Genomic DNA, 20,671 nt, shown 5'->3' with positions numbered 1-20,671 from the left:
GCCGAATTCGGCTTTCCGATCAGATAGATGGTGCCGATGGCGCCAAATCGCCAACCCCATTCCATCCCCTGCCGCCACGCTCTCTCCGAGGGGCGCGCTTTCGGCTTGACGCGTCGCACCGCCGGGCGCACAGGCTGCCGCGCGCGGAGACGGCCGTCGGCATCCGCGCACGCCATTCCCACGAAGATCCGATGCCCAGCGACACGCCAGACCGATCGTCCGAGCCGTGGCCGGCCGCACGCCGCGATCCCGCCTGAGCCCCTCAGGGGCTCGCGCCGGGCTCCGCCGCGCAGCCGGTCGCGGCCGGTGCCGTACGGCGCGCCGCCGGGCCCGCGAGGCGAGGCCCATGGTTGAACAGGTCCCCCCCCTGCCGGTCCCCGACGCGGTCGTGCCGATCGATCCGCGCGTCGACCCCTCCGTCCTGGCTGCGCGCCTCTCCGACGAGCGTGCGCCCGACATCGTCGAGGCGCTGAACGCCGAGGCGCCGGAGGTCGCCGCCGCGATCCTGCTCGGCCTGCCGCACGATCGCGCGATCGAGGTGCTCGACCAGCCCGAGCTCGACGACGCCGCCGACATCATCGAGATGCTGCCGCGCGACCGTGTCGCCACCTACCTGTCGGGCATGTCGGCCGACCGCGTCACCGACGTGTTCCGCGAGATCGAGGAGCCCGGCCGCTCGGACCTGCGCGCCCGCCTCGACGCCGAGACCCGCGGCGCCGTCGACCGCCTCAGCGCCTACGGCGAGGAGACCGTCGGCTCGCTGATGACCACCGAGTTCGTCACCGTGCCCGGCACCTGGACCGTGGCGCAGACCCTCGACCACATCCGCCGCGTCGAGAAGACCCGCGAGACGATCTATGCGATCTTCGTGCTCGACCCGCGCACCCGCGCGCTGACCAAGGCGGTGCCGCTGCGCCGGCTGATCTCGGGCAACCCCGAGGACAACGTGCTCTCGGTCGCCGCCGGCCGCCGCCCGCTCGCGGTGTCGCCGACGGCGAGCCGCGAGGAGGCCGCCCGGCTGATCTCGAAATACGACCTGCTCGCCCTGCCGGTGGTCGACGCGGTCGGCCACCTGATCGGCATCGTCACCGTCGACGACATGATCGACGCGATGGTCGAGAAGCAGACCCAGGACGTGCAGCGCTTCGGCGGCATGGAGGCGCTGCCCGAGCCCTACATGGATATCGGCTTCATGACGATGATCCGGAAGCGCGCCGGCTGGCTCTGCGCGCTGTTCCTCTCCGAGATGCTGACCGCCTCGGCGATGCAGGGATTTGAGGGCGAGCTCGAGAAGGCGATCGTCCTGACGCTGTTCATCCCGCTGATCATGAGCTCGGGCGGCAATTCCGGCAGCCAGGCGACCTCGCTGCTGATCCGCGCGCTGGCACTGCACCAGATCCGCCTGCGCGACTGGTGGCGGGTGGCCCTGCGCGAGCTGCCCACCGGCCTCGTGCTCGGCGGCATCCTCGGGGTGATCGCCGTGGTGCGGATCGCGATCTGGCAGAAGACCGGCCTGTACGATTACGGCGAGCACTGGCCGCTGGTCGCGGCGACCGTCGGCGGCGCGCTCGTCGGCATCGTCACCTTCGGGTCGCTGTCCGGCTCGATGCTGCCGTTCCTGCTGCAACGGCTCGGCTTCGACCCGGCGACCGCCTCGGCGCCCTTCGTGGCGACGCTCGTCGACGTGACCGGCCTCGTCATCTACTTCTCGGTGGCGTTGCTGATCCTGCGCGGCACGCTGCTCTAGCGCCGCGTCCGCTGCCGTTGCCGACCGGTCGGCAACGGAAACTTCGCAGTCCGGGCCGACGTAGGGCGGACGATGCAGACGTCGTCCGCGAAGGCGCCGCCGGCAAGACGTGACTTCGGAGCGCGACCGTGACCCTGCCCCTGCTGAGCCGCCCGGTCCTCGACGACCTCGGCGGCGTGATCGGCGCCGAGAAGCTCCGGCGCCTGATCGTCCGATTCACGGACAGCCTGCGCACCGCGTTCCCGGCCGGAAGCCGGGCGCCGGGCGAGATCGCGCGGGAGGCGCACACCCTGATCTCGATGTCGGGCATGCTCGGCTGCGAGCGGCTGTCCACGGCCTGCCGGGCTCTCGAAGCGGAGGCGAAGGACGGCGCCGACCTCGCGCCCGCGCTCGCCGAGATCCGCGCCCTGCGCGACGAGACCGTGCGCGCGCTGGAAGACGTCGCGCAAACGTCCTGACGCCGCGCCGCGTATTCAGTTTCGTGACGATCGGCATGCCACGATCGCGCGGAACGGGTTCTGGGTGAGCGGGATGATGGTGGCGACGACGCAGATGCCGGAACGACGGAGGGTCGGCCTCGTGCCGAATCGCCTCGCCGGCCGGCTGCCGCAAGCGCTCGTGGCGACGGGGGGCCTCGTCTTCCTCGCGCTCGTTTGGCTCGGCCTGCTGTTCCATCTTGAGCAGCGCCGCGAGGGCGAAATGCTCCAGGCGCGGCGCGACGTGCTGAACCTGTCGATCGCGCTGGCCGAGCAGGTCTCGCGCCTGATCGAGGGCGTCGACCAGGTGATGCGCCTGATCGAGGCCGACTACGCCGACGATCCCGAGACCTTCGATTTCGCCCGCTGGTCGAAGCGCGCCACGATGCTGGCCGAGAGCGCGCGCCAGATCGCGATCTTCGACGCGAACGGCGACCTCGTCGCCACGCGCGACGCCGTGCCCTCCGCCCTCAGCAGGACCAACGTCGCGGACAGGCCCTACTTCCGGTCGCTGGCCGACAATCCCGAAGCCGGCCTCTATGTCGGGCGCACCATCCGCGGCCGCCTGATGGATACCTTCACTTTCAACCTCGCGCGCCGGCTGACGCGCCCGGACGGCAGCTTCGGCGGCGTCCTCATGGTGGCCGTCGACCCGGACTACCTCGCCCGGCGCTTCAAGGCGCTCGACGTCGGCGCCGACGCGGTCGTCGGGCTGTTCGGCCGCGACGGCTACGTCCGCATCCGCGAGCCGGCGATGCCGGGCATGTACGAGCGCGACCTGTCCCGGCGGCTCGACGGTCAGGGCCTGTTCGCGCGCCTGTCCGAGGCGCCGGCGGGAACCTACGCTGTCGAGAGCGGCCTCGACGGGCGCGCGCGCATCTTCGGATATCGCGCCACGGAGAACCTTCCGCTCGTCGTCACGGTCGGCAAGTCGGTGGATGTCGTGCTTGCGCCGCTCGTCGCGGAGCGGCGCAACGCGCTGGCGGTCGGGGCGGTCGCCAGCGCGGTCATCCTGCTCGGATGCCTGGTGCTGCTGCGCGAGCTCGAGCGCCGGCGGCGGCGCGAGGCGCTGCTGGTCGAGACCCACCGGGCCCTCGGCGAGGCCGAGACGCTGTTCCGCGGCGTGTTCGAGAACGCCACCGACCACCTCTTCGTCCACGCCGTCGCGGCGGATGGCAGCTTCGCCCTCGAGACCCTAAACCCGAGCGCCGCGGCGCTGATTGGGCACCCGCAGGAGGCCGTCCGCGGCAAGACCCCGGAAGAGGTGATGCCGCCCGACATGGCCGCGATCGTGCGGGCCGACATCGAGGGCGTGATCCGCTCCGGCGAGCCGGCGCGGCGCCAGGAGGAGCGGGTCGGCGGCGACGGGACCCACCGCTTCGAGGTGATCCTGGTGCCCCTGCGCGAGGCCGGCGGCCGCCGCGTGGCGCGCGTCTTCATCAGCGTGCGCGACATCACCCATCTGCGCCGGGCCGAGGAGGCGATCGCGCTGAGCGAGGCGCGCTACCGCCTGCTCGCCGACAACGCCAGCGACATGATCGTCCAGGTCGGCCTCGACGGGCGGCGGATCTACGCGTCGCCGGCCTCGCACGCGCTGCTGGGCTTGGCGCCGCAGGACCTCGTCGGGACGCGGCCGGAGGACGAGGCCCATCCCGACGACGCAGGCGCGCTCTCGGCGATGATCGCCCGCCTCTCGGGAGGCGAGGCCGAGACCGCGGTGGCGACCTATCGCCTGCGCCGCGGCGACCGCTCCTACATCTGGGTCGAGGGCTCGTGGCGCTTGGTGCGGGACGCCGCCGGCCGTCCCGCCGGCTTCGTCGCCTCGGTCCGCGACGTCGATGCGCGCCATCAGGCGGAGGATGCCTTGCGGTCGAGCGAGGCGCGCTACCGGGCGCTCGCCGACACGCTGCCGCAGCTCGTCTGGATCGTGCGGGCCGAGGATGGCCTGGCGGCCTACGTCAACCAGCGCTTCGAGGCCTATTACGGGCCGATCGGGACCGGCCTTGCCGAAAGGCTCGCGGCCAACCATCCGGACGATGCCGGGCGCATGGAGGCGGCCCGGGCGGCGGCCGTGCGCGACGGGCGCGGGCACGAGATCGAAGGCCGTCTGCGCCGGCACGACGGCACCTATCGCTGGCACAAGATCGTGATGATGCCGATCCGCGAGGCGGGCGCCATCGTCGGCTGGCTCGGCACCGCCCTCGACATCGACGACATCATCGCCGCGCGCCGGGCCCTGGAGGAGACCAGCGACCTGCTGCGCCTTGCCCAGGACGCGGCCGAGGCGGGCTCCTGGGACCTCGACCTCGTCGCCGGTTCCGTCCTGCTCTCGCCCGAGAGCGCGCGGCTGCACGGGCTGTCGAGCACCGAACCCCTGCGCATGCCGATCGAGGCTTGGAAGGCCCTGGTGATGCCCGAGGACCGGGAGCGCGCCCTGGCGGACGCCGCCGAGGCGATCGCCTCGCGCCGCAGCTTCGTGATGGAGTTCAGGATCATGGGCGGCGACGGCGTCGAGCGCTGGCTGCAGAGCATCGGCCGTGCGTACTACGATCCCGCCGGGCGGCCCGTGCGGGTGATCGGCCTGAACCTCGACGCGACCGATCGCAAGCAGGCCGAGCTCGCGCTGCAGGCGGCCAAGACCGCCGCGGAGGCCGCGCGCCTGGAAGCCGAGCGCGCGAGCCTCGCCAAGACCGACTTCCTCGCCGCGATGTCCCACGAGATCCGCACGCCGCTGAACGCGGTGATCGGCTTCACCGACCTGCTGGCGCGCTCCGAGCGGCTGGCGCCCGACCTGCAGCGCCACGCCGAGCTGGCGCGCTCGTCGGGCTCCGCCCTGCTCACCGTGGTCAACGACATCCTCGACTTCTCGAAGGTCGAGGCCGGGGCGATCGATCTCGAGCAGCGCGCCTTCGCGCCGGCGGCGCTGGCCGACAACGGCCTCTCGATCGTGCGCGGGCTCGCCTCCGCGAAGGGTCTCACCGTGATCGGCCGGATCGACCCGGACCTGCCGCCCAGCCTCGTCGGCGACGAGGCCCGGCTGCGCCAGATCCTGCTCAACCTCCTGAACAACGCGGTGAAGTTCACCCGGCGCGGCAGCGTCACCCTCGCGGTGCGCCATGCCGGCACCACGCCCGCCGGCGAGACCATCCGTTTCAGCGTCAGCGATACCGGCATCGGCATCCCGCAGGCCAAGCAGCACCGGCTGTTCGAGCGCTTCTCGCAGGTCGACAATTCGGTGAGCCGCGATTTCGGCGGGACCGGCCTCGGCCTCGCGATCTGCCGGCGCCTCGTCGAGCTGATGGGCGGGACGATCGGCGTCGCCTCCGACGACGGCGAGGGCTCGACCTTCTGGTTCACGGTGACGCTGCCGCGCGGCGTCGACGTCGACGCACCCACCGCCGTGCCGGCCGTCGTCGCGTCGCACGCCACCGGGCACATCCTCCTGGTCGAGGACGTCGAGATCAACCAGGAGCTGGCGCGGCTGGTGCTGGAGGCCGCCGGCCACACCGTCGACGTGGTCGCCGACGGCGCCGCCGCCGTGATGGCGGTGGAGGACGGCGCGTTCGACCTCGTGCTGATGGATGTGCAGATGCCGGGCATGGACGGCATCACCGCGACGCGGATGATCCGCCGCCTGAAAGGCCCGGCGGCGAACGTGCCGGTGATCGCGATGACCGCCAACGTGCTGCCGGCCGAGGTGCGCCAGTTCCGCGAGGCCGGCATGGACGACCACGTCGGCAAGCCGTTCGACCGCGCGGTCCTCTACGCCGCCATCGCGCGCTGGCTTCCGGGCCGCGACGCCGCGCCGGTGCGGCGGGCGGTGAACGGCTGACCCGGATCACGGCCGCGGTGCCTGCGTCGATCGCCCTGCCCTGCCGCCCGCCCTACGACTGGCCGGCGATGCGCGACTTCCTCGCCGGCCGGGCGATCCCCGGGATCGAGGCGGTGGGCCCGGATCGTTACGCGCGCACCATCGCCGTCGCAGGGCGCACCGGATCGATCGCGATCACGCCCGGCGGCGATGGGCTCGTCGCGATCGTGACGGGCGTGGCGGAGGCCGAGCTTCCCGGAATCGCGGCCCGGCTCCGGCGCCTGTTCGATTGCGACGCCGACCCGGCGGCGATCGGCGCGCATCTCGCGACCGATCCTCGTCTCGCGCCCCTCGTCGCCGCGCGGCCCGGCTTGCGGGTGCCGGGGGCCTGGGACGGGTTCGAGCTCGGCCTCCGCGCGATCCTCGGGCAGCAGGTCTCTGTGGCGGCCGCGACCCGGCTCGCCGGGCGGCTCGTCGCCGAGCTCGGAACGCTCCTCCCGGCCCTTGCCGAACCCGGCCTGACCCATGTCTTCCCGACCGCCGAGCGGGTGGCCGCGGCGGACGTCGCGCAGATCCTGACGATGCCGCGTGCGCGCGGCGCCGCGATCCGGGCGCTCGCGGCGGCGAGCCTCGCCGAGCCCGATCCGTTCGCGCCCGACCAGGACCTCGCCACCGCCGTCGCCCGCCTGACCGCGATCCGCGGGATCGGGCCTTGGACGGCGCAGTACATCGCCATGCGGGCGTTGCGCGCGCCGGACGCGTTTCCGCCCGGGGACGTCGGCCTGCTGCGGGCCCTGGATGACGGCGCCGGGCGCCCGAGCCCGGCGGAGCTGCTGCTGCGCGCTGAAGGCTGGCGCCCATACCGCGCCTACGCGGCGCTGCACCTCTGGGCGGCCGATGCGGCGCGGCCGGCGGATTGAGGGGGACGCCGTGCGCGCGCAGGATGCCCGCCGGATTCGAGAGCAAGGGACGGGATGCGGCCCGTGAGCGAGCAGCGCATGACGGGGAGACCGCGCGGGCCGCATCCGGCCCCGATCATCGATGAGGCTGCGATGCCGACGACCGAGGCCACCCGTCCCGATCTCTCAGGGGATGCCGCGCGGCGCGAAGCCGTGTCGGCGCGAGACGCGGCGTACGATGGCCGCTTCGTCTACTCGGTCCGCAGCACCGGCGTGTATTGCCGACCGAGCTGCCCGTCGCGCGCGGCGCGTCCCGAGAACGTCGCGTTCCACGCCACCTGCGCCGAGGCCGAGGATGCGGGCTTCCGTTCGTGCAAGCGCTGCCGGCCGAACGAGGCGTCGCCCGATACGAGGCGCGCTGGGGCGATCGCCGGCGCCTGCCGCCTGATCGACGAGGCCGAATCGCTGCCCGCGCTCGCTGTTCTCGCCCGCGCGGCCGGGATGAGCCCGTTCCACTTCCATCGGGTGTTCAAGACGACGACCGGCGTGACGCCGAAGGCCTACGGCGAGGCCCGCCGGGCCGAACGGATGGCGAAGACCCTGCCGAGCGCCGGCAGCGTCACGCAGGCGCTCTACGAGGCGGGCTACGGGGCGGCGAGCCGCTTCTACGCCGGGGCCGGCGAGCGGCTCGGCATGGCGCCCGCCGCCTACCGCAAGGGTGGGACAGGCGAGACCATCCGCTTCGCGGTCGGCCCGTGCAGCCTCGGCGCGATCCTCGTCGCGGCTACCGCCCGCGGCGTCTGCGCGATCCTGCTCGGCGACGATCCGGACGCGCTGCTGCGCGACCTGGAGGACCGCTTTCCGAACGCGGCGCTCGCCGGCGGCGACGCCGCGTTCGAGGCGCTGGTCGCGCAGGTCGTCGGCCTGGTCGAAGCGCCGGGGCGGCCGGTGGACCTCCCCCTCGACATCGGCGGCACGGCCTTCCAGCAGCGCGTCTGGGATGCCCTGCGCAGGATCCCGGCGGGGACGACCGCGAGCTACGCCGAGATCGCCCGGAGCCTCGGCACGCCGGCGGCGGTGCGGGCCGTTGCCCGCGCCTGCGGCGCCAACGCCCTCGCCGTCGCGATCCCCTGCCACCGGGTGGTGCGGACGGACGGCGCCCTGTCCGGCTACCGCTGGGGCATCGAGCGCAAGCGGGCACTGCTGAAGCGCGAGGGGGTGGTGCGGTGAGCGGATAAGCCTCGCGATCGCGTTCGGGCTCTTCCCTCCCCCTTTCGAGGGGAGGGTGGCCCGCGAAGCGGGTCGGGAGAGGGAGCGCCGGATTCGGAGAAGCCGCTCCCCCTCTTCCGGCGATCCAGAACCAAGCCCTCTCTACCGACCGAACCGCTCGAACTTCGGGAAGCTCCGGGTCATCAGCGTGCCCGCATCGGTGCGGTGGCCCATCCACTTCTCCAGCAAGCCGGCGTTGGCAAGGCGCGGCTGGGGGGAGCCGTCGCGCCAGGGCAGGCCCTCGGCCAGGGCGAAGACGCAGGCGTCGACGAGAGTCGATTGCCGGCAGCGCTGGAGGCGCACGCCCTTGCCGCGCACGAGCTCGGTCAGCTCGGTGATCGGAAAGACCAGCAACAGCTTGTCGGAACTCGTCACCGCGACGTGGTCGCCCTCGGCCGGTACCAGCAGCACCGCCTTGGCGTCCCCGTCGAGGCCCAGGATGCCCTTGCCCTTGCGGGTGTTGGCGACCAGCCCGTCGGACGGCGCGAGGAAGCCGCGCCCGTCAGAGCCGGCGATCAGCAGGCGGGTCTCGGGGCGATAGGGCAGCGCCGCGACGATCTCGGTGCCGTCGTCGAGGTCGACCATCAGCCGGATCGGATCGCCGAAGCCGCGGCCGCCCGGCAGCTTCGAGGCGTCGAGCGTGAACACCTTGCCGTTCGAGGCCAGCACCAGGATCTTGGCGGTGGTCTCGCTCGGGAAGGCGATCTTGATCTGGTCGTCGCCCTTGAAGGCGACGCCCGACAGGTCGGCGACGTGGCCCTTCAGCGCGCGGATCCAGCCCTTCTCCGAGACGATGACGGTGATCGGCTCGCGCTCGACCATCGCGGCCGTGAAGTCGATGCCCGCGGTGTCGGGCGGGTTCTGCAGCGTCGTGCGGCGGGCGCCGAGCTTGGTGTCGGGCCCGAACGCCTTCTTCACCTGGCGGACTTGCTGGGTGATCGCCTTCCACTGCGCGGCATCCGAGCCGAGCAGCGCCTCGAGCCCGTCCTTCTCGCGCGTCAGGGTTTCCAGCTCGCGCTTCAGCTCCATCTCCTCGAGCTTGCGCAGGGAGCGCAGCCGCGTGTCGAGGATCGCGTTGGCCTGGACCTCGGTCAGCCCGAAATGCGCCATCAGCGCCGGCTTCGGCTCGTCCTCCTCGCGGATGATGCGGATCACCGCGTCGAGGTCGAGGTAGACGATGAGCAGGCCGTTCAGGATCTCGAGCCGGCGCTCGATCTGCCCGAGCCGGTTGCGCGAGCGCCGCTGCAGCACGACGCGGCGATGGTCGAGCCATTCGCGCAAAGCCTCGGCGAGCCCGATCACCCGGGGCACGAGGCCGCCGACCAGCACGTTCATGTTGAGCGGGATGCGGGCTTCGAGCTCGGTCAGCCGGAACAGCGATTCCATCAGGATCACCGGGTCGACGCTGCGCGAGCGCGGCTCCAGCACGACGCGCACGTCCTCGGCCGATTCGTCGCGCACGTCGGCGAGCAGCGGCAGCTTCCTCTCCTGCAGCAGCTCGGCGAGCTTCTCGATCAGCCGCGCCTTCGGGATGCCGTAGGGGATCTCGGTGACGACGATGTTCCAGGTGCCGCGGCCGAGGTCCTCCTTGGTCCAGCGGGCGCGCACGCGAAAGGCGCCGCGGCCGGTGCGGTAGGCCTCGGCGATCGATTCGGCCGAGTCGATCAGGATGCCGCCGGTGGGGAAGTCCGGCCCCTGCACGAAGCTGACGAGCTGCGCCGAGGTCGCCTGCGGGTTGGCGATCAGGTAGAGCGCCGCGTCGCAGAGCTCGGCGGCGTTGTGCGGCGGGATCGAGGTCGCCATGCCGACCGCGATGCCCTGGCTGCCGTTGGCGAGGAGGTTCGGAAACGCCGCCGGCAGGACGGAGGGCTCGTCCTTCTCGCCGTTGTAGGACGGGCGGAAGTCGACCGTGTCCTCGTCGAACCCGTCGAGGATCAGCCGCGCGACCTCGGTGAGCCGCGCCTCAGTGTAGCGGTAGGCGGCCGGGCCGTCGCCGTCGATGTTGCCGAAGTTGCCCTGGCCGTCGACCAGCGGATAGCGCTGCGCGAAGTCCTGGCTCAGCCGAACCAGCGCGTCGTAGATCGCCTGATCGCCGTGCGGGTGGAAATCGCCCATCACGTCGCCGACGATCTTGGCGCACTTCTTGTGCGCGGTGTTCGGATCGAGCCGAAGCAGCCGCATGCCGTAGAGGATGCGGCGGTGCACCGGCTTGAGCCCGTCGCGGGCATCGGGCAGCGCCCGGTGCATGATCGTGGAAAGCGCATAGGCGAGGTAGCGCTCTTCCAGCGCGGACTTCAGCTCGACGCTCTCGATGCCGTCCCCGGTCGGCGGCTCGAAGGGCTGGCCCATCACGGCTCCGTTCTCAGATGTTTCACGTGGAACATAACACGAACATCACGGCGCGGCATCCAGGCCGGCCGCGACGAATCGTGAGCGTTCCTCGGGGACGGGCAGCGCCCGCGGACCCCAGATGTGCTGGGTGAGGAAGTAGCCGGTCAAGGTAAACCCATTCCGCACGTCGTCCGGGCCCTCCAACCGCCCGCCGTCGCGCAGGAAGGCCGGCAGCGCCAGCAGGCGGTCGCGGTAGGGCTCCCCGGCCGAGGCGCTGACGGCGCGCCCGCTCTTCGGCGAGACGTAGATCAGGGCGTCGTTCCCGCCGGTGGCGGCGCAGGCGCCGAGATCGAGGCCGAAGCCGAGCTCGGCCAGGATCGCCAGCTCGAACCGCACCATCAGCACCGGGGCGATCGTGCGGTCGTGCAGGTGGCCGATCAGGACCCGGGCCGCCTCGAACATCTCGGGATGCGGATCGCGCTCGGGCAGCAGGCGCAGCAGGGCGGCGAGGTGGCCGACGCCGTAGAGCGCCAGGCCGGATCCGATCAGCCGCGACAGGGCCGATTCGAGCGGCTCGACCGCGAAGGCGCCGAGGCCGTCGTCGAGCCGCGCGCGCCAGGTCGCGCGGACCAGGTTCCCGGGCTGCAGCACCGGCTGCAACCGGCGCGAACGCCCGCCATGGACGAGGCCGAGATGACGCCCGTGCGCGCGGGTCATCGCCTCGAGGACGACGCCGGTCTCGCCCTGCCTGCGCACGCCGAGCACGAGCGCGTCATCGGTCCACTGCATCCGCCGTACATAGGCGTTTTTGGTGTGCGGCGTGAGGGTGCGTGTTTCCTAGGACTGAAAGCCGCGGTAGCTTCGGGCATTGGGAGAGGTTGCGGGGATTGGATGCTGGTGCGGAATTCGATCTCGGGACCCGATGCGCGTCCCACGCGGCGGGCATTTCGACGGTACGCGCCCATCCTCGCCATCACCGTGATCCTCACCGGTTGCATGGGGCGCGGCGAGGCGCCCTCCCCCGCCGCACAGGCGTCGTCAAAACCCGTCCGCGAGCGCATCGCCGCCCTCGCCCTGCGGCAGGTCGCGTTCGGGTCGGTCTCGCTGCTGCCGGTGCGGTTCGAATCGAGCCGGATCGCCGGGCCGTTCGAGGATGGCGGGCGCACGCTCTACTGCGTGTCGAGCCACATGAAGGGTCGCACCTTCGGCAAGGGCGAGCGACCCAAGGTCGTGATCCGCGAGGACAAGGCGGCGAACGCGCTCACGGCGATCGACGACGACGAGGTCTGCCAGGGCCACCGCACAGAGCCGTTCCCGGAGCTGGAGACCCTGGGCAACGCGAAGGCCGGCACCATCGGGGGCTGATCCGGGTTGTTCCGGCCCCGTCCTTGCTCCCCCGGACCGATGCGAAACACGCCGCTCGCCCTCTCCCTCGACCTGATCGCACGCGCCCACGCCGTTCCCGTCGCCGACGACGAGAGCGCGCTGCAGGTGATGACCGACGAGGAGCTGAAGCCCGGCCTCGACGCGATCATCGAGCAGCGCGGCGGCGCCGACGACCTCTGGGTGTTCGCCTACGGCTCGCTGATGTGGCGGCCGGAATTCGCCTTCGCCGAGAGCCGGATCGGCACGGTGCGCGGCTTCCACCGGCGCTTCTGCCTGCTGCAACGGCGCTTTCGCGGCACGCCGGAGCGGCCCGGCTTCGTGCTCGCGCTGGACCGCGGCGGCTCGTGCCGGGGCGTCGCGTTCCGCTTGGCCGGAACCAACCTGCGCGAGACGCTGATGCCGGTCTGGCGCCGCGAGATGCGCGGGCGCGGCTACGTCGCGCGCTGGCTGCCGGTGGCGACGGCGGCGGGAACGGTCTCGGCGCTGACCTTTCTCGTGAACCGCGCGAGCGACCGCTATTCCGGTCGCCTGACGGAGGCCGAGATCGCCGACCGGATCGCGGTCGCGTGCGGGCATCTCGGGCCGAGCGCCGAGTACCTATTCCGCACGGTCGAGGCCTGCGAGGCGCTCGGCATCCGCGACCGGCACCTCTGGAACCTGCAGGCCCTGGTCGCCGCCCGCCTGGATCTCGGCCCGCCGGTCTCGGGCTGCAAACCGCGATAGGCACGCGGCGGCGAGAGCGGACGCCTGGATCGACGCGGCCTCAGACCCAGGCGCGCTTCAGCGCCGTCACGACGCGGCCGCCGCCATGCTCCGCATCCGGGTTGCGCAACTCGCGCAAGCCCGGCGCCCGGCCCGTCGTCAGGTAGACGACCACCGTCAGCGCCAGCACCACCTTCGTCCGCATCGACCCCGTCCCGCTTGGTTAAGCGAGGCTGTGTAGGATCGGTCGGTTTTGAGGAGGTTGCGCCGGCGCACATCGAGCCGGCTGCGACGGCGTTTACCGGCGAACATGGTTTGCGAAGGATGAAGGCGGCCCTTGCGGCCTAATTCACCTCCACCTGGATCACGCCCGGCACGGCGCGCAGCATCCCCGCGATCTGCGGGGTGGCCTGGTACTTGTCGCGCAGCTTGATCTCGACCTCGCGCTCGCCGCCGTCCAGCAGCAGGATCAACGAGACCTCGCCCTCGCCGCGCATAGCGAGGCGCTGCTGCACGGCGCCGATCGGGCCCTCGTCGCGCAGGTAGATCCGCATGCCCTTCTGGTAACGCGCCACCGCAGCGTCGAGCGGCTCGGCGGCGAGGATCCGGGCGCGCACGTCCTCGCCCTCGAGGTTGGCCTGGAGCTGGAGAACCAGCGGCTGGCCGGGTTCCAGGATCTCGCGGTAATGCCCGAGGCCTTCGGAGAAGATGATCGCCTCGAAATGCCCGGTCTGGTCCGAGAGCGTGACGATGCCGAGCTTGTTGCCGGTCTTGGTGCGGCGCTCGGAACGGTCGAGCACCGAGGCCGCGACCTTGCCGACGCTCGAGGTGCCGGCGCGAACCGAGCGGCAGAACTCGGCCCAGCTCTGTACCCGGAGCTTGCCCAGCAGGTCCTGATACTCGTCGAGCGGGTGCCCCGAGACGAAGAAGCCGATCGCGTCATACTCGCGCTTGAGCTTCTCGGCCATCGGCCAGCCCTCGTAGGCCGGGATGCGCAAGCTCACGTCGGTGGAGGTGACGCCGCCGAACATGTCGGCGATGCCGGCGCTCTCGGCTTCGGCCGCGCCCTGCGCCAGCTTCATCATCGGCTCGACCGCGGCGCAGGCCTTGGCGCGGTCCGGCTCGATGTCGTCCATCGCGCCGGCGGCGACCAGGCTCTCGAGCGTGCGCTTGTTGACGTGGCGCGGGTTGAGCCGGCGGGCGAGGCAGGCGAGATCCTTGAACGGGCGCTCGCCGCGCGCCTCGACGATCGACTTCACCGCCTCGCGCCCGACGCCCTTGATCGCGGCGAGCGCGTAGCGGATGCGCCCGACGCCATTGTCGTCGACATGGACCTCGAAGGTGACGCCGGATGTGTTGATCGAGGGCGGTTCGACGACGATCTTGAGCCGCTGCGCGTCCTGCCGGAATTCGGCGAGCTTGTCGGTGTTGTCCATGTCGAGGTTCATCGCGGCGGCGAGGAACTCGACCGGATGGTTCGCCTTCAGGTAGGCGGTCTGGTAGGTCAGCAGGGCGTAGGCCGCCGCGTGGCTCTTGTTGAAGCCGTAATCGGCGAACTTGGCCAGCAGGTCGAAGATTTCGTTGGCCTTCGGCTTGGTCAGCCCGCGCTCGACGCAGCCCTTCACGAAGCGGTCGCGCTGGGCGTCCATCTCGGCGCGGATCTTCTTGCCCATGGCGCGCCGGAGCATGTCGGCCTCGCCGAGCGAGTAGCCGGCCAGGAGCTTGGCGATCTCCATCACCTGCTCCTGGTAGACGATGATGCCGAAGGTCTCCTTCAGCGCCGGCTCCAACTTGGGATGCGGGTACCACGTCGCCTCGTTGCCGGCGTCGCGACCGAGCTTGCGCTCGCAATAGACCGGGATGTTGGCCATCGGGCCCGGCCGGTAGAGGGCGACGAGCGCGATGATGTCCTCGAAGCGGTCGGCCTGCATCTCGCAGAGCGCCTTGCGCATGCCGGCCGATTCCACCTGGAACACGCCGACCGTCTCGCCCCGGCCCATCGGCTGGTAGGTCTCGGGCTGATCGAGCGGCAGCGCCGCGAGGTCGATCTCGATGCCGCGCTGCTTGAGCAGGTCCGTGCAGCACCTGAGCATCGTCAGCGTCTTGAGGCCGAGGAAGTCGAACTTCACCAGGCCCGCGGCCTCGACCCACTTCATGTTGAACTGGGTCACCCGCATCCCGGTCTTCGGGTCGCGGTAGAGCGGCACCAGCTGCTCCAGCGGCCGGTCGCCGATGACGACGCCTGCCGCGTGGGTCGAGGCGTGGCGGTGCAGGCCCTCGAGCTTCTTGGCGATCTCCATGAGGCGAGCCACGATCGGCTCCTCCTCGATCGCCTGCTGCAGCTTCGGCTCGCCCTCGATCGCCTGGACCAGGGTCACGGGATTGGCCGGGTTCTGCGGCACCAGCTTGGTCAGCTTGTCGACCTGCCCGTAGGGCATCTCGAGCACGCGGCCGACGTCGCGCAGCACCCCGCGCGCCTGCAGCGTGCCGAAGGTGATGATCTGCGCCACCTGCTCGTGGCCGTAGCGCTCCTGCACGTACTGGATCACGCGCTCGCGCCCCTCGACGCAGAAGTCGATGTCGAAGTCCGGCATCGAGACGCGCTCGGGGTTGAGGAAGCGCTCGAACAGCAGGCCGAAGCGCAGCGGGTCGAGGTCGGTGATCAGCAGCGCGTAGGCGACGAGCGAGCCCGCGCCCGAGCCGCGGCCCGGGCCGACGGGGATGTCGTGGTCCTTGGCCCACTTGATGAAGTCGGAGACGATCAGGAAGTAGCCCGGGAACTTCATCCCGACGATGACGTCGAGCTCGAAGGCCAGGCGGTCGCGGTAGGCCTGCTCGGTGAAGCCCTCGCACGGCCCGTGCTGCTTCAGGCGCAGGGCGAGGCCGGCCTCGGCCTGGCGGCGCAGCTCGGTCGGCTCGTCGGCCGCGACCTCCACCGGCACCGAGGGCGCGGCGTCGGCGAGCGCGTCCTGCATCGGCGCGGTCCCGCCCGCCGCCACCCGCGAAAAGTTCGGCAGGATCGGCTTGCGGGTGCGGACGCGGACCGCGCAGCGCATCGCGATCTCGACCGTCGCCTGCAGGGCGTCCGGCAGGTCGGCGAACAGCTCGGCCATCTCGGCCCGGGATTTGAAGCCGTGGCGCGCGGTGAGCTTGCGGCGGCGGTCGTCGGAGACGACGCGCCCGTCGGCGATCGCGAGCAGCGCGTCGTGGGCGTCGTAGTCGCCCGCCTTGCCGAAGAACGGCTCGTTGGCGGCGGCGATCGACAGGCCGTCGCGGTCGGCCATGCGCAGCAGCTCGGCCTCGATCCGACCCTCGTCGTCGAGGCCGTGGCGCTGGAGCTCGACGTAGAGCCGGCCCTCGCCGAAGGTGGTGCGCAGGGCGGCGAGCCGCGCCTCGGCGAGGTCGGGGCGGCCGGCGCGCAGCGCCGCGTCGAGCGGGCCGGTGAAGCCGCCGGTGAGCGCGATCAGGCCCGCCGACGATTCGGCGAGCGCCGCGGCGCTCACGCAGGGCGCCTCGCCGAGCCCGGTGTCGAAGTAGGCGCGGCTCGCCAGCCGCAGCAGGTTGCCGTAGCCGGTCTCGTCCTGCGCCAGCACGACGAGGCTGCCGGCGGGCCGCGCCACCCGTGCCATCGGGTCGACGGCCTCGAACGCCACCGAGAGCTGCATCCCGGCGATCGGCTGGATGCCGCTGCCGGCGGCCTTCTCGGAAAACTCGAGCGCGCCGAACAGATTGTTGGTGTCGGTCAGCGCCAGCGCCGGCTGGTGGTCGGCCAGAGCCGACTTGACGATGTCGCCCACCTTGAGGGCGCCCTCGAGCAGGGAATAGGACGAGTGGACGTGGAGGTGGACGAATCCGACCTCCTTGAGCTGGCGCGCCATGACGGTCCTTGTGCGGGTGCCCCAGAGATCCGTCCTTCGGCCGCAGGAGTCGATGGCCGGCAGGCCGCGATTGCCGATATCCACCGCCGATGTGGCGTTTCGGACGCGCGGCCTGCGACCGATTATCCTGTGCACGGGCAGTCCGGCCGCCCGCGCCGAAGGCATCCCTCAACGGATCGGGGCCAAGGCTACCGCCCAACCCGCCACCGCGACCGCGAGCAGCCCGAAGGCCATGAACTCCGCGACGCCGACCAGAACCATCCGCTTGAGCATGTCGGGCACTCCGTTTCAATGACCCTACTTTGTTCCTGTTTTGTTCCATGTAAAGCGCGAGCGTCGGCGACCTAGCGATAGGGTTGACGAAACGTGAAGCCCGAAGCGCTTCATCGCGGCCGGACCCCTCAGGCGGGATCGCCGACCTCGGGCATGGTCCTGCGAACGCCGGGCGGGGGATGGCGTCCGTCGCCCCGCTCCGCCCGCGGCGCCCTACAGGTAAAGGAGGCAGGCGAGCAGGAAGACGCTCTCGACGAGGAGCACCAGGAAGATGATCATCGTCACGGCGGGATCCCGACCGACGAGGGAGCGCGCTGTGATCGGCTCGGACACGACGGGCACTCCGCTTTCTGGGGGCGCGGCGGCTCCTCGCGGCATGGAAGCCTGACGCGCTGCCGCGACGAAAAGCACCTTCGCCGGGAGGTCGGGGGACGTTGACCGGCGAAGGTGCCGCCGGAGGAGAAACGCTGTCCCGGCCCGCCGTGAATGCCATCGATCGGACGGGCGAGCCTTCACGCACGTTAAGTCTTTTATAGATTTTCCAAGCGTCGATCTGCAACATTTCCGGCGTCACAGCGAGCGAATGCTTGCCTCTGTACCAAACGGAGCCTTCGTTCGACAGCACGGAGCGGCCGCGCCGTCGTAGCGCCGATCGCCGTGGGAACGTCGGTTCAAGGTTTCGGTACGCCGGGCGGTCGTGGACGGGGGCGCCGATCTGTCAGGGCCGGCCGGGTTGGGGCTTGTGGCCCGATTCGAAGCGGGAGTACGCTCGGACCGCCCAGCCACGCGACGACGTCGGCGGGCTCAGGGAGTGGAACATTGGATTTTTCCCCGTCCTCGACGCAGGAGCTCTGGCTCAAGCGCGTGCGCGACTTCATGGCCGCCGAGGTCTATCCGGCGCTCGACGCCGTGAAGGCCGAGACGGCACAGTCCGTGCCCGACCGCTGGGCGCCCTCCGCGGCGATCGAGGGCCTGAAGGCGAAGGCGCGCGCGGCGGGCCTGTGGAACCTGTTCCTGCCGCCCTCGCCCGAGCACGACACCGATGCGTTCCACGGCGCCGGGCTGACGAATCTCGACTACGCGCGCTGCGCCGAGGAGATGGGCCGGGTGGCCTGGGCCTCGGAAGTGTTCAACTGCTCGGCCCCCGACACCGGCAACATGGAGGTGCTGCACCGCTACGGCAGCCCGATGCACAAGGAGCGCTGGCTCAAGCCGCTGATGGCGGGCGAGATCCGCTCCGCCTTCCTGATGACCGAGCCCGAGGTCGCCTCGTCGGACGCGACCAACATCGCGACCTCGATCCGCCGCGACGGCGACCATTACGTGATCAACGGCCGCAAGTGGTGGTCGACCGGCGTCGGCGACCGGCGCTGCAAGGTCGCGATCGTGATGGGCAAGACCGACCCCGACGCCCCGCGCCACCAACAGCAATCGCAGATCTTCGTGCCCCTCGACGCGCCCGGCGTCGAGATCAAGCGCCTGCTCTCGGTGTTCGGCTACGACGAGGCCCCGCACGGCCACGCCGAGGTCACCTTACGCGACGTGCGCGTGCCGGCCGAGAACCTGATCCTCGGCGAGGGCCGCGGCTTCGAGATCGCGCAGGGGCGCCTCGGCCCGGGCCGAATCCACCACTGCATGCGCACTATCGGCGCGGCCGAGGCCGCCCTCGAGGCGATGGTGCGGCGCCTGCTCGCGCGCACCGCCTTCGGCAAGCGGCTGGCCGACCAGTCGGTGTGGGAGCAGCGCGTCGCCGAGGCCCGCATCGACATCGAGATGACGCGCCTGCTCTGCCTGAAGGCGGCGGACATGATGGACAAGGTCGGCGCCAAGGCGGCCAAGCTCGAGATCGCGATGATCAAGGTCGCCGCCCCGCGCATCGCGCTAAAGGTGCTCGACGACGCGATCCAGGTCCATGGCGGCGCCGGCGTCTCCGACGACTTCGACCTCGCCCGCACCTACGCCCACATCCGCACCCTGCGGCTCGCCGACGGGCCGGACGAGGTCCACAACCGCTCGATCGCCCGCCTCGAATTCGCCCGGCAAAGCAACGCGGGTCCCGCCGCGTGAGCGGGACGGGGGATTCCGCCTTCGCCGGCACCAAGGCGGTCGACCCACGCCACCGGATCGACGAGGGCGCCCTGGCGGCCTGGATGGCGGAGCACGTCGCCGGGTTCGACGGCCCGCTGACGCTGCGCCAGTTCAAGGGCGGCCAGTCGAACCCGACCTACCGGGTCGAGACCCCGGGGGGCGCCTACGTGCTGCGGCGCAAGCCCTTCGGCCCGCTGCTGCCCTCGGCCCACGCGGTCGAGCGCGAGTACCGCCTGATCCGGGCGCTGCACGGCACCGGCTTCCCGGTGCCGCGGGCGGACGCCCTGTGCGAGGATGCCGGCGTCATCGGCGCGGCCTTCTACGTGATGGAGGCGGTCGAGGGTGCCGTGCACTGGGATGCGGCCCTGCCGGAGCTTCAGCCGGCGCAGCGGCGCGACGTCTACGCGGGCATGATCACGACCCTCGCCCGCCTGCACCGGGCCGACCCCACCGCGATCGGGCTCGGCGATTACGGCCGGCCGGGCAACTACTTCGCCCGCCAGGTCGACCGCTGGACCAAGCAGTACCGCGCCGCCGAAGGCGACCGGCTCGAGGCGGCCGAGCGGCTGATCGCCTGGCTGCCGCGGACCGTGCCGGAGCAGGACCGGGTCTCGATCGTCCACGGCGACTTCCGCCTCGACAACATGATCTTCGCCCATGGCCGGGTCGCCGCGGTGCTGGACTGGGAGCTGTCGACGCTGGGCGATCCGCTCGCCGACTTCAGCTACCTTCTGATGCACTGGGTGCTGCCGGCGGACGGCCGCAGCGCGCTCGGCGGGCTCGATCTCCACGCGCTCGGCATCTTGACGCAGGACGAGGCGGTGGCGCTCTACTGCCGCGAGACCGGTCGCGACGGCCTGCCCGACCTGAACTGGTACTTCGCCTACAACCTGTTCCGCCTCGTCGGCATCCTCCAGGGCATCGCCGGCCGGATGAAGGCCGGCACCGCCGCGAGCGAGCACGCCGCCGACATGGCCGCCCGCGTGCCGAAGCTCGCCGACGCCGCGTGGTCGTTCGCCGTGAAAGCCGGGGCCTGACCGCGATGGCGCGCGTCGTCGTGGTGACGGGCGCAGCCCAGGGCATCGGCCGGGCGCTGTGCGAGCGCTTCGCCGCCGACGGCGCCACGGTGATCGCCGCCGACGTCGACGCGGCCGGCGCCGCCGAGACCGCGGCGCGCATCGGCGGCGTCGCCGCGACCTGCGACGTCGGCGCGGCCGAGAGCGTCGCCGACCTCGTCGCGCGGACGATCCGGGAGCACGGGCCGGTCGACGTCTATTGCTCGAATGCCGGCATCCTGCTGCGCGACCCCGATCCCGAGAATGCGGCCTCCGCGCCCGATGCCGATTGGGCGCGCGCCTGGGCGGTTAACGTGATGGCCCACGTCCACGCGTCGCGCGCGCTGCTGCCGGATTGGATCGCCCGACGCGCGGGGACCTTCCTCGCCACGGTCTCTGCGGCCGGCCTGCTCAGCCAGATCGGCAGCGCGACCTATTCCACCACCAAGCACGCCGCCCTCGGCTTCTGCGAGCACCTCGCGATCACCCATCGCGACCATGGCATCCGCGTCGCCGCGCTCTGCCCGCAGGGGGTCGACACCGCGATGGTGCGCGGCGCCTCGGCGCGCGAGCCGGCGCTCCTCGACGGGCTGCTCAGCCCCGAAGCGGTGGCGGAGGCGGCGTTCGCCGGCCTCGCCGAGGGCCGCTTCCTGATCCTGCCGCACCCGCAGGTCGCCGGTTACGTGCGCCGCAAGGCCGACGACCACGACCGCTGGATCGGCGGCATGGCCAAGCTCAGACGCGCGAGAGGATGAT

The 20,671-nt window shown here is 71.6% G+C and carries 14 protein-coding genes; 10 read left to right on the top strand and 4 right to left on the bottom strand.

Annotation, left to right across the window (positions count from 1 at the left end):
- Positions 1–346: 346 nt before the first annotated feature.
- The 5 genes from mgtE (at position 347) to ada (ending at position 8,163) form a co-directional block, all read left to right on the top strand.
- Positions 347–1,747 carry a magnesium transporter gene (mgtE, locus tag MKK68_RS11520; RefSeq protein WP_147843416.1) on the top strand — a complete coding sequence of 467 codons (1,401 nt, stop codon included), beginning with the start codon at positions 347–349 and terminating at the stop codon, positions 1,745–1,747.
- 128 nt (positions 1,748–1,875) lie between these two features.
- Positions 1,876–2,205, top strand: coding sequence for an Hpt domain-containing protein (locus MKK68_RS11515; protein ID WP_244030372.1), 330 nt, complete (start codon positions 1,876–1,878; stop codon positions 2,203–2,205).
- A gap of 121 nt (positions 2,206–2,326) precedes the next feature.
- Positions 2,327–6,055 (top strand): PAS domain S-box protein, encoded by a 3,729-nt coding sequence (locus MKK68_RS11510; RefSeq protein WP_244030371.1) that lies wholly within the window; start codon positions 2,327–2,329, stop codon positions 6,053–6,055.
- 17 nt (positions 6,056–6,072) lie between these two features.
- Positions 6,073–6,954, top strand: coding sequence for an AlkA N-terminal domain-containing protein (locus MKK68_RS11505; RefSeq protein ID WP_313899225.1), 882 nt, complete (start codon positions 6,073–6,075; stop codon positions 6,952–6,954).
- Between the two features lie 132 nt (positions 6,955–7,086).
- Positions 7,087–8,163: a bifunctional DNA-binding transcriptional regulator/O6-methylguanine-DNA methyltransferase Ada gene (ada, locus tag MKK68_RS11500; protein ID WP_244030369.1), complete on the top strand. Its 1,077-nt coding sequence runs from the start codon at positions 7,087–7,089 to the stop codon at positions 8,161–8,163.
- Positions 8,164–8,304: 141 nt separating this feature from the next.
- Here ada and parC read toward each other — a convergent pair whose 3' ends face one another.
- Positions 8,305–10,551 carry a DNA topoisomerase IV subunit A gene (gene parC / locus MKK68_RS11495; protein ID WP_244030367.1) on the bottom strand — a complete coding sequence of 749 codons (2,247 nt, stop codon included), beginning with the start codon at positions 10,549–10,551 and terminating at the stop codon, positions 8,305–8,307.
- Between the two features lie 45 nt (positions 10,552–10,596).
- Positions 10,597–11,322, bottom strand: coding sequence for a DNA repair protein RecO (gene recO, locus MKK68_RS11490; protein ID WP_244030365.1), 726 nt, complete (start codon positions 11,320–11,322; stop codon positions 10,597–10,599).
- A 102-nt stretch (positions 11,323–11,424) separates the two neighbouring features.
- Between recO and MKK68_RS11485 the strand changes: the two genes are divergently transcribed.
- Together MKK68_RS11485 and MKK68_RS11480 are read left to right on the top strand one after the other, a co-directional pair.
- Entirely contained in the window at positions 11,425–11,898 is a 474-nt protein-coding gene (locus tag MKK68_RS11485) for a hypothetical protein (protein ID WP_409567221.1), read from the top strand.
- A 39-nt stretch (positions 11,899–11,937) separates the two neighbouring features.
- A complete protein-coding gene (locus MKK68_RS11480) occupies positions 11,938–12,642 on the top strand; it encodes a gamma-glutamylcyclotransferase (protein ID WP_244030363.1) in 705 nt (234 codons plus the stop codon).
- Positions 12,643–12,682: 40 nt separating this feature from the next.
- Here MKK68_RS11480 and MKK68_RS11475 read toward each other — a convergent pair whose 3' ends face one another.
- On the bottom strand, positions 12,683–12,826 hold the full coding sequence (locus tag MKK68_RS11475) for a hypothetical protein (RefSeq protein WP_187274632.1): 144 nt from the start codon (positions 12,824–12,826) through the stop codon (positions 12,683–12,685).
- 139 nt (positions 12,827–12,965) lie between these two features.
- On the bottom strand, positions 12,966–16,499 hold the full coding sequence (gene dnaE, locus MKK68_RS11470; RefSeq protein ID WP_244030361.1) for a DNA polymerase III subunit alpha: 3,534 nt from the start codon (positions 16,497–16,499) through the stop codon (positions 12,966–12,968).
- 1,092 nt (positions 16,500–17,591) lie between these two features.
- Between dnaE and MKK68_RS11465 the strand changes: the two genes are divergently transcribed.
- The 3 genes from MKK68_RS11465 to MKK68_RS11455 are packed head-to-tail and all read left to right on the top strand — an operon-like array spanning position 17,592 to position 20,670.
- Positions 17,592–18,839, top strand: coding sequence for an acyl-CoA dehydrogenase family protein (locus MKK68_RS11465; RefSeq protein ID WP_244030359.1), 1,248 nt, complete (start codon positions 17,592–17,594; stop codon positions 18,837–18,839).
- Positions 18,836–19,897, top strand: coding sequence for a phosphotransferase family protein (locus tag MKK68_RS11460; RefSeq protein ID WP_244030357.1), 1,062 nt, complete (start codon positions 18,836–18,838; stop codon positions 19,895–19,897). The genes MKK68_RS11465 and MKK68_RS11460 overlap by 4 nt, the downstream gene beginning before the upstream one ends.
- A complete protein-coding gene (locus MKK68_RS11455) occupies positions 19,894–20,670 on the top strand; it encodes an SDR family oxidoreductase (protein WP_409567224.1) in 777 nt (258 codons plus the stop codon). Before MKK68_RS11460 ends, MKK68_RS11455 begins: the two co-directional genes overlap by 4 nt.
- Position 20,671: the final 1 nt, after the last annotated feature.

Source organism: Methylobacterium sp. E-016 (assembly GCF_022829745.1).
Taxonomy (GTDB): domain Bacteria; phylum Pseudomonadota; class Alphaproteobacteria; order Rhizobiales; family Beijerinckiaceae; genus Methylobacterium.
This window is presented reverse-complemented; position numbering and strand designations above follow the sequence as displayed.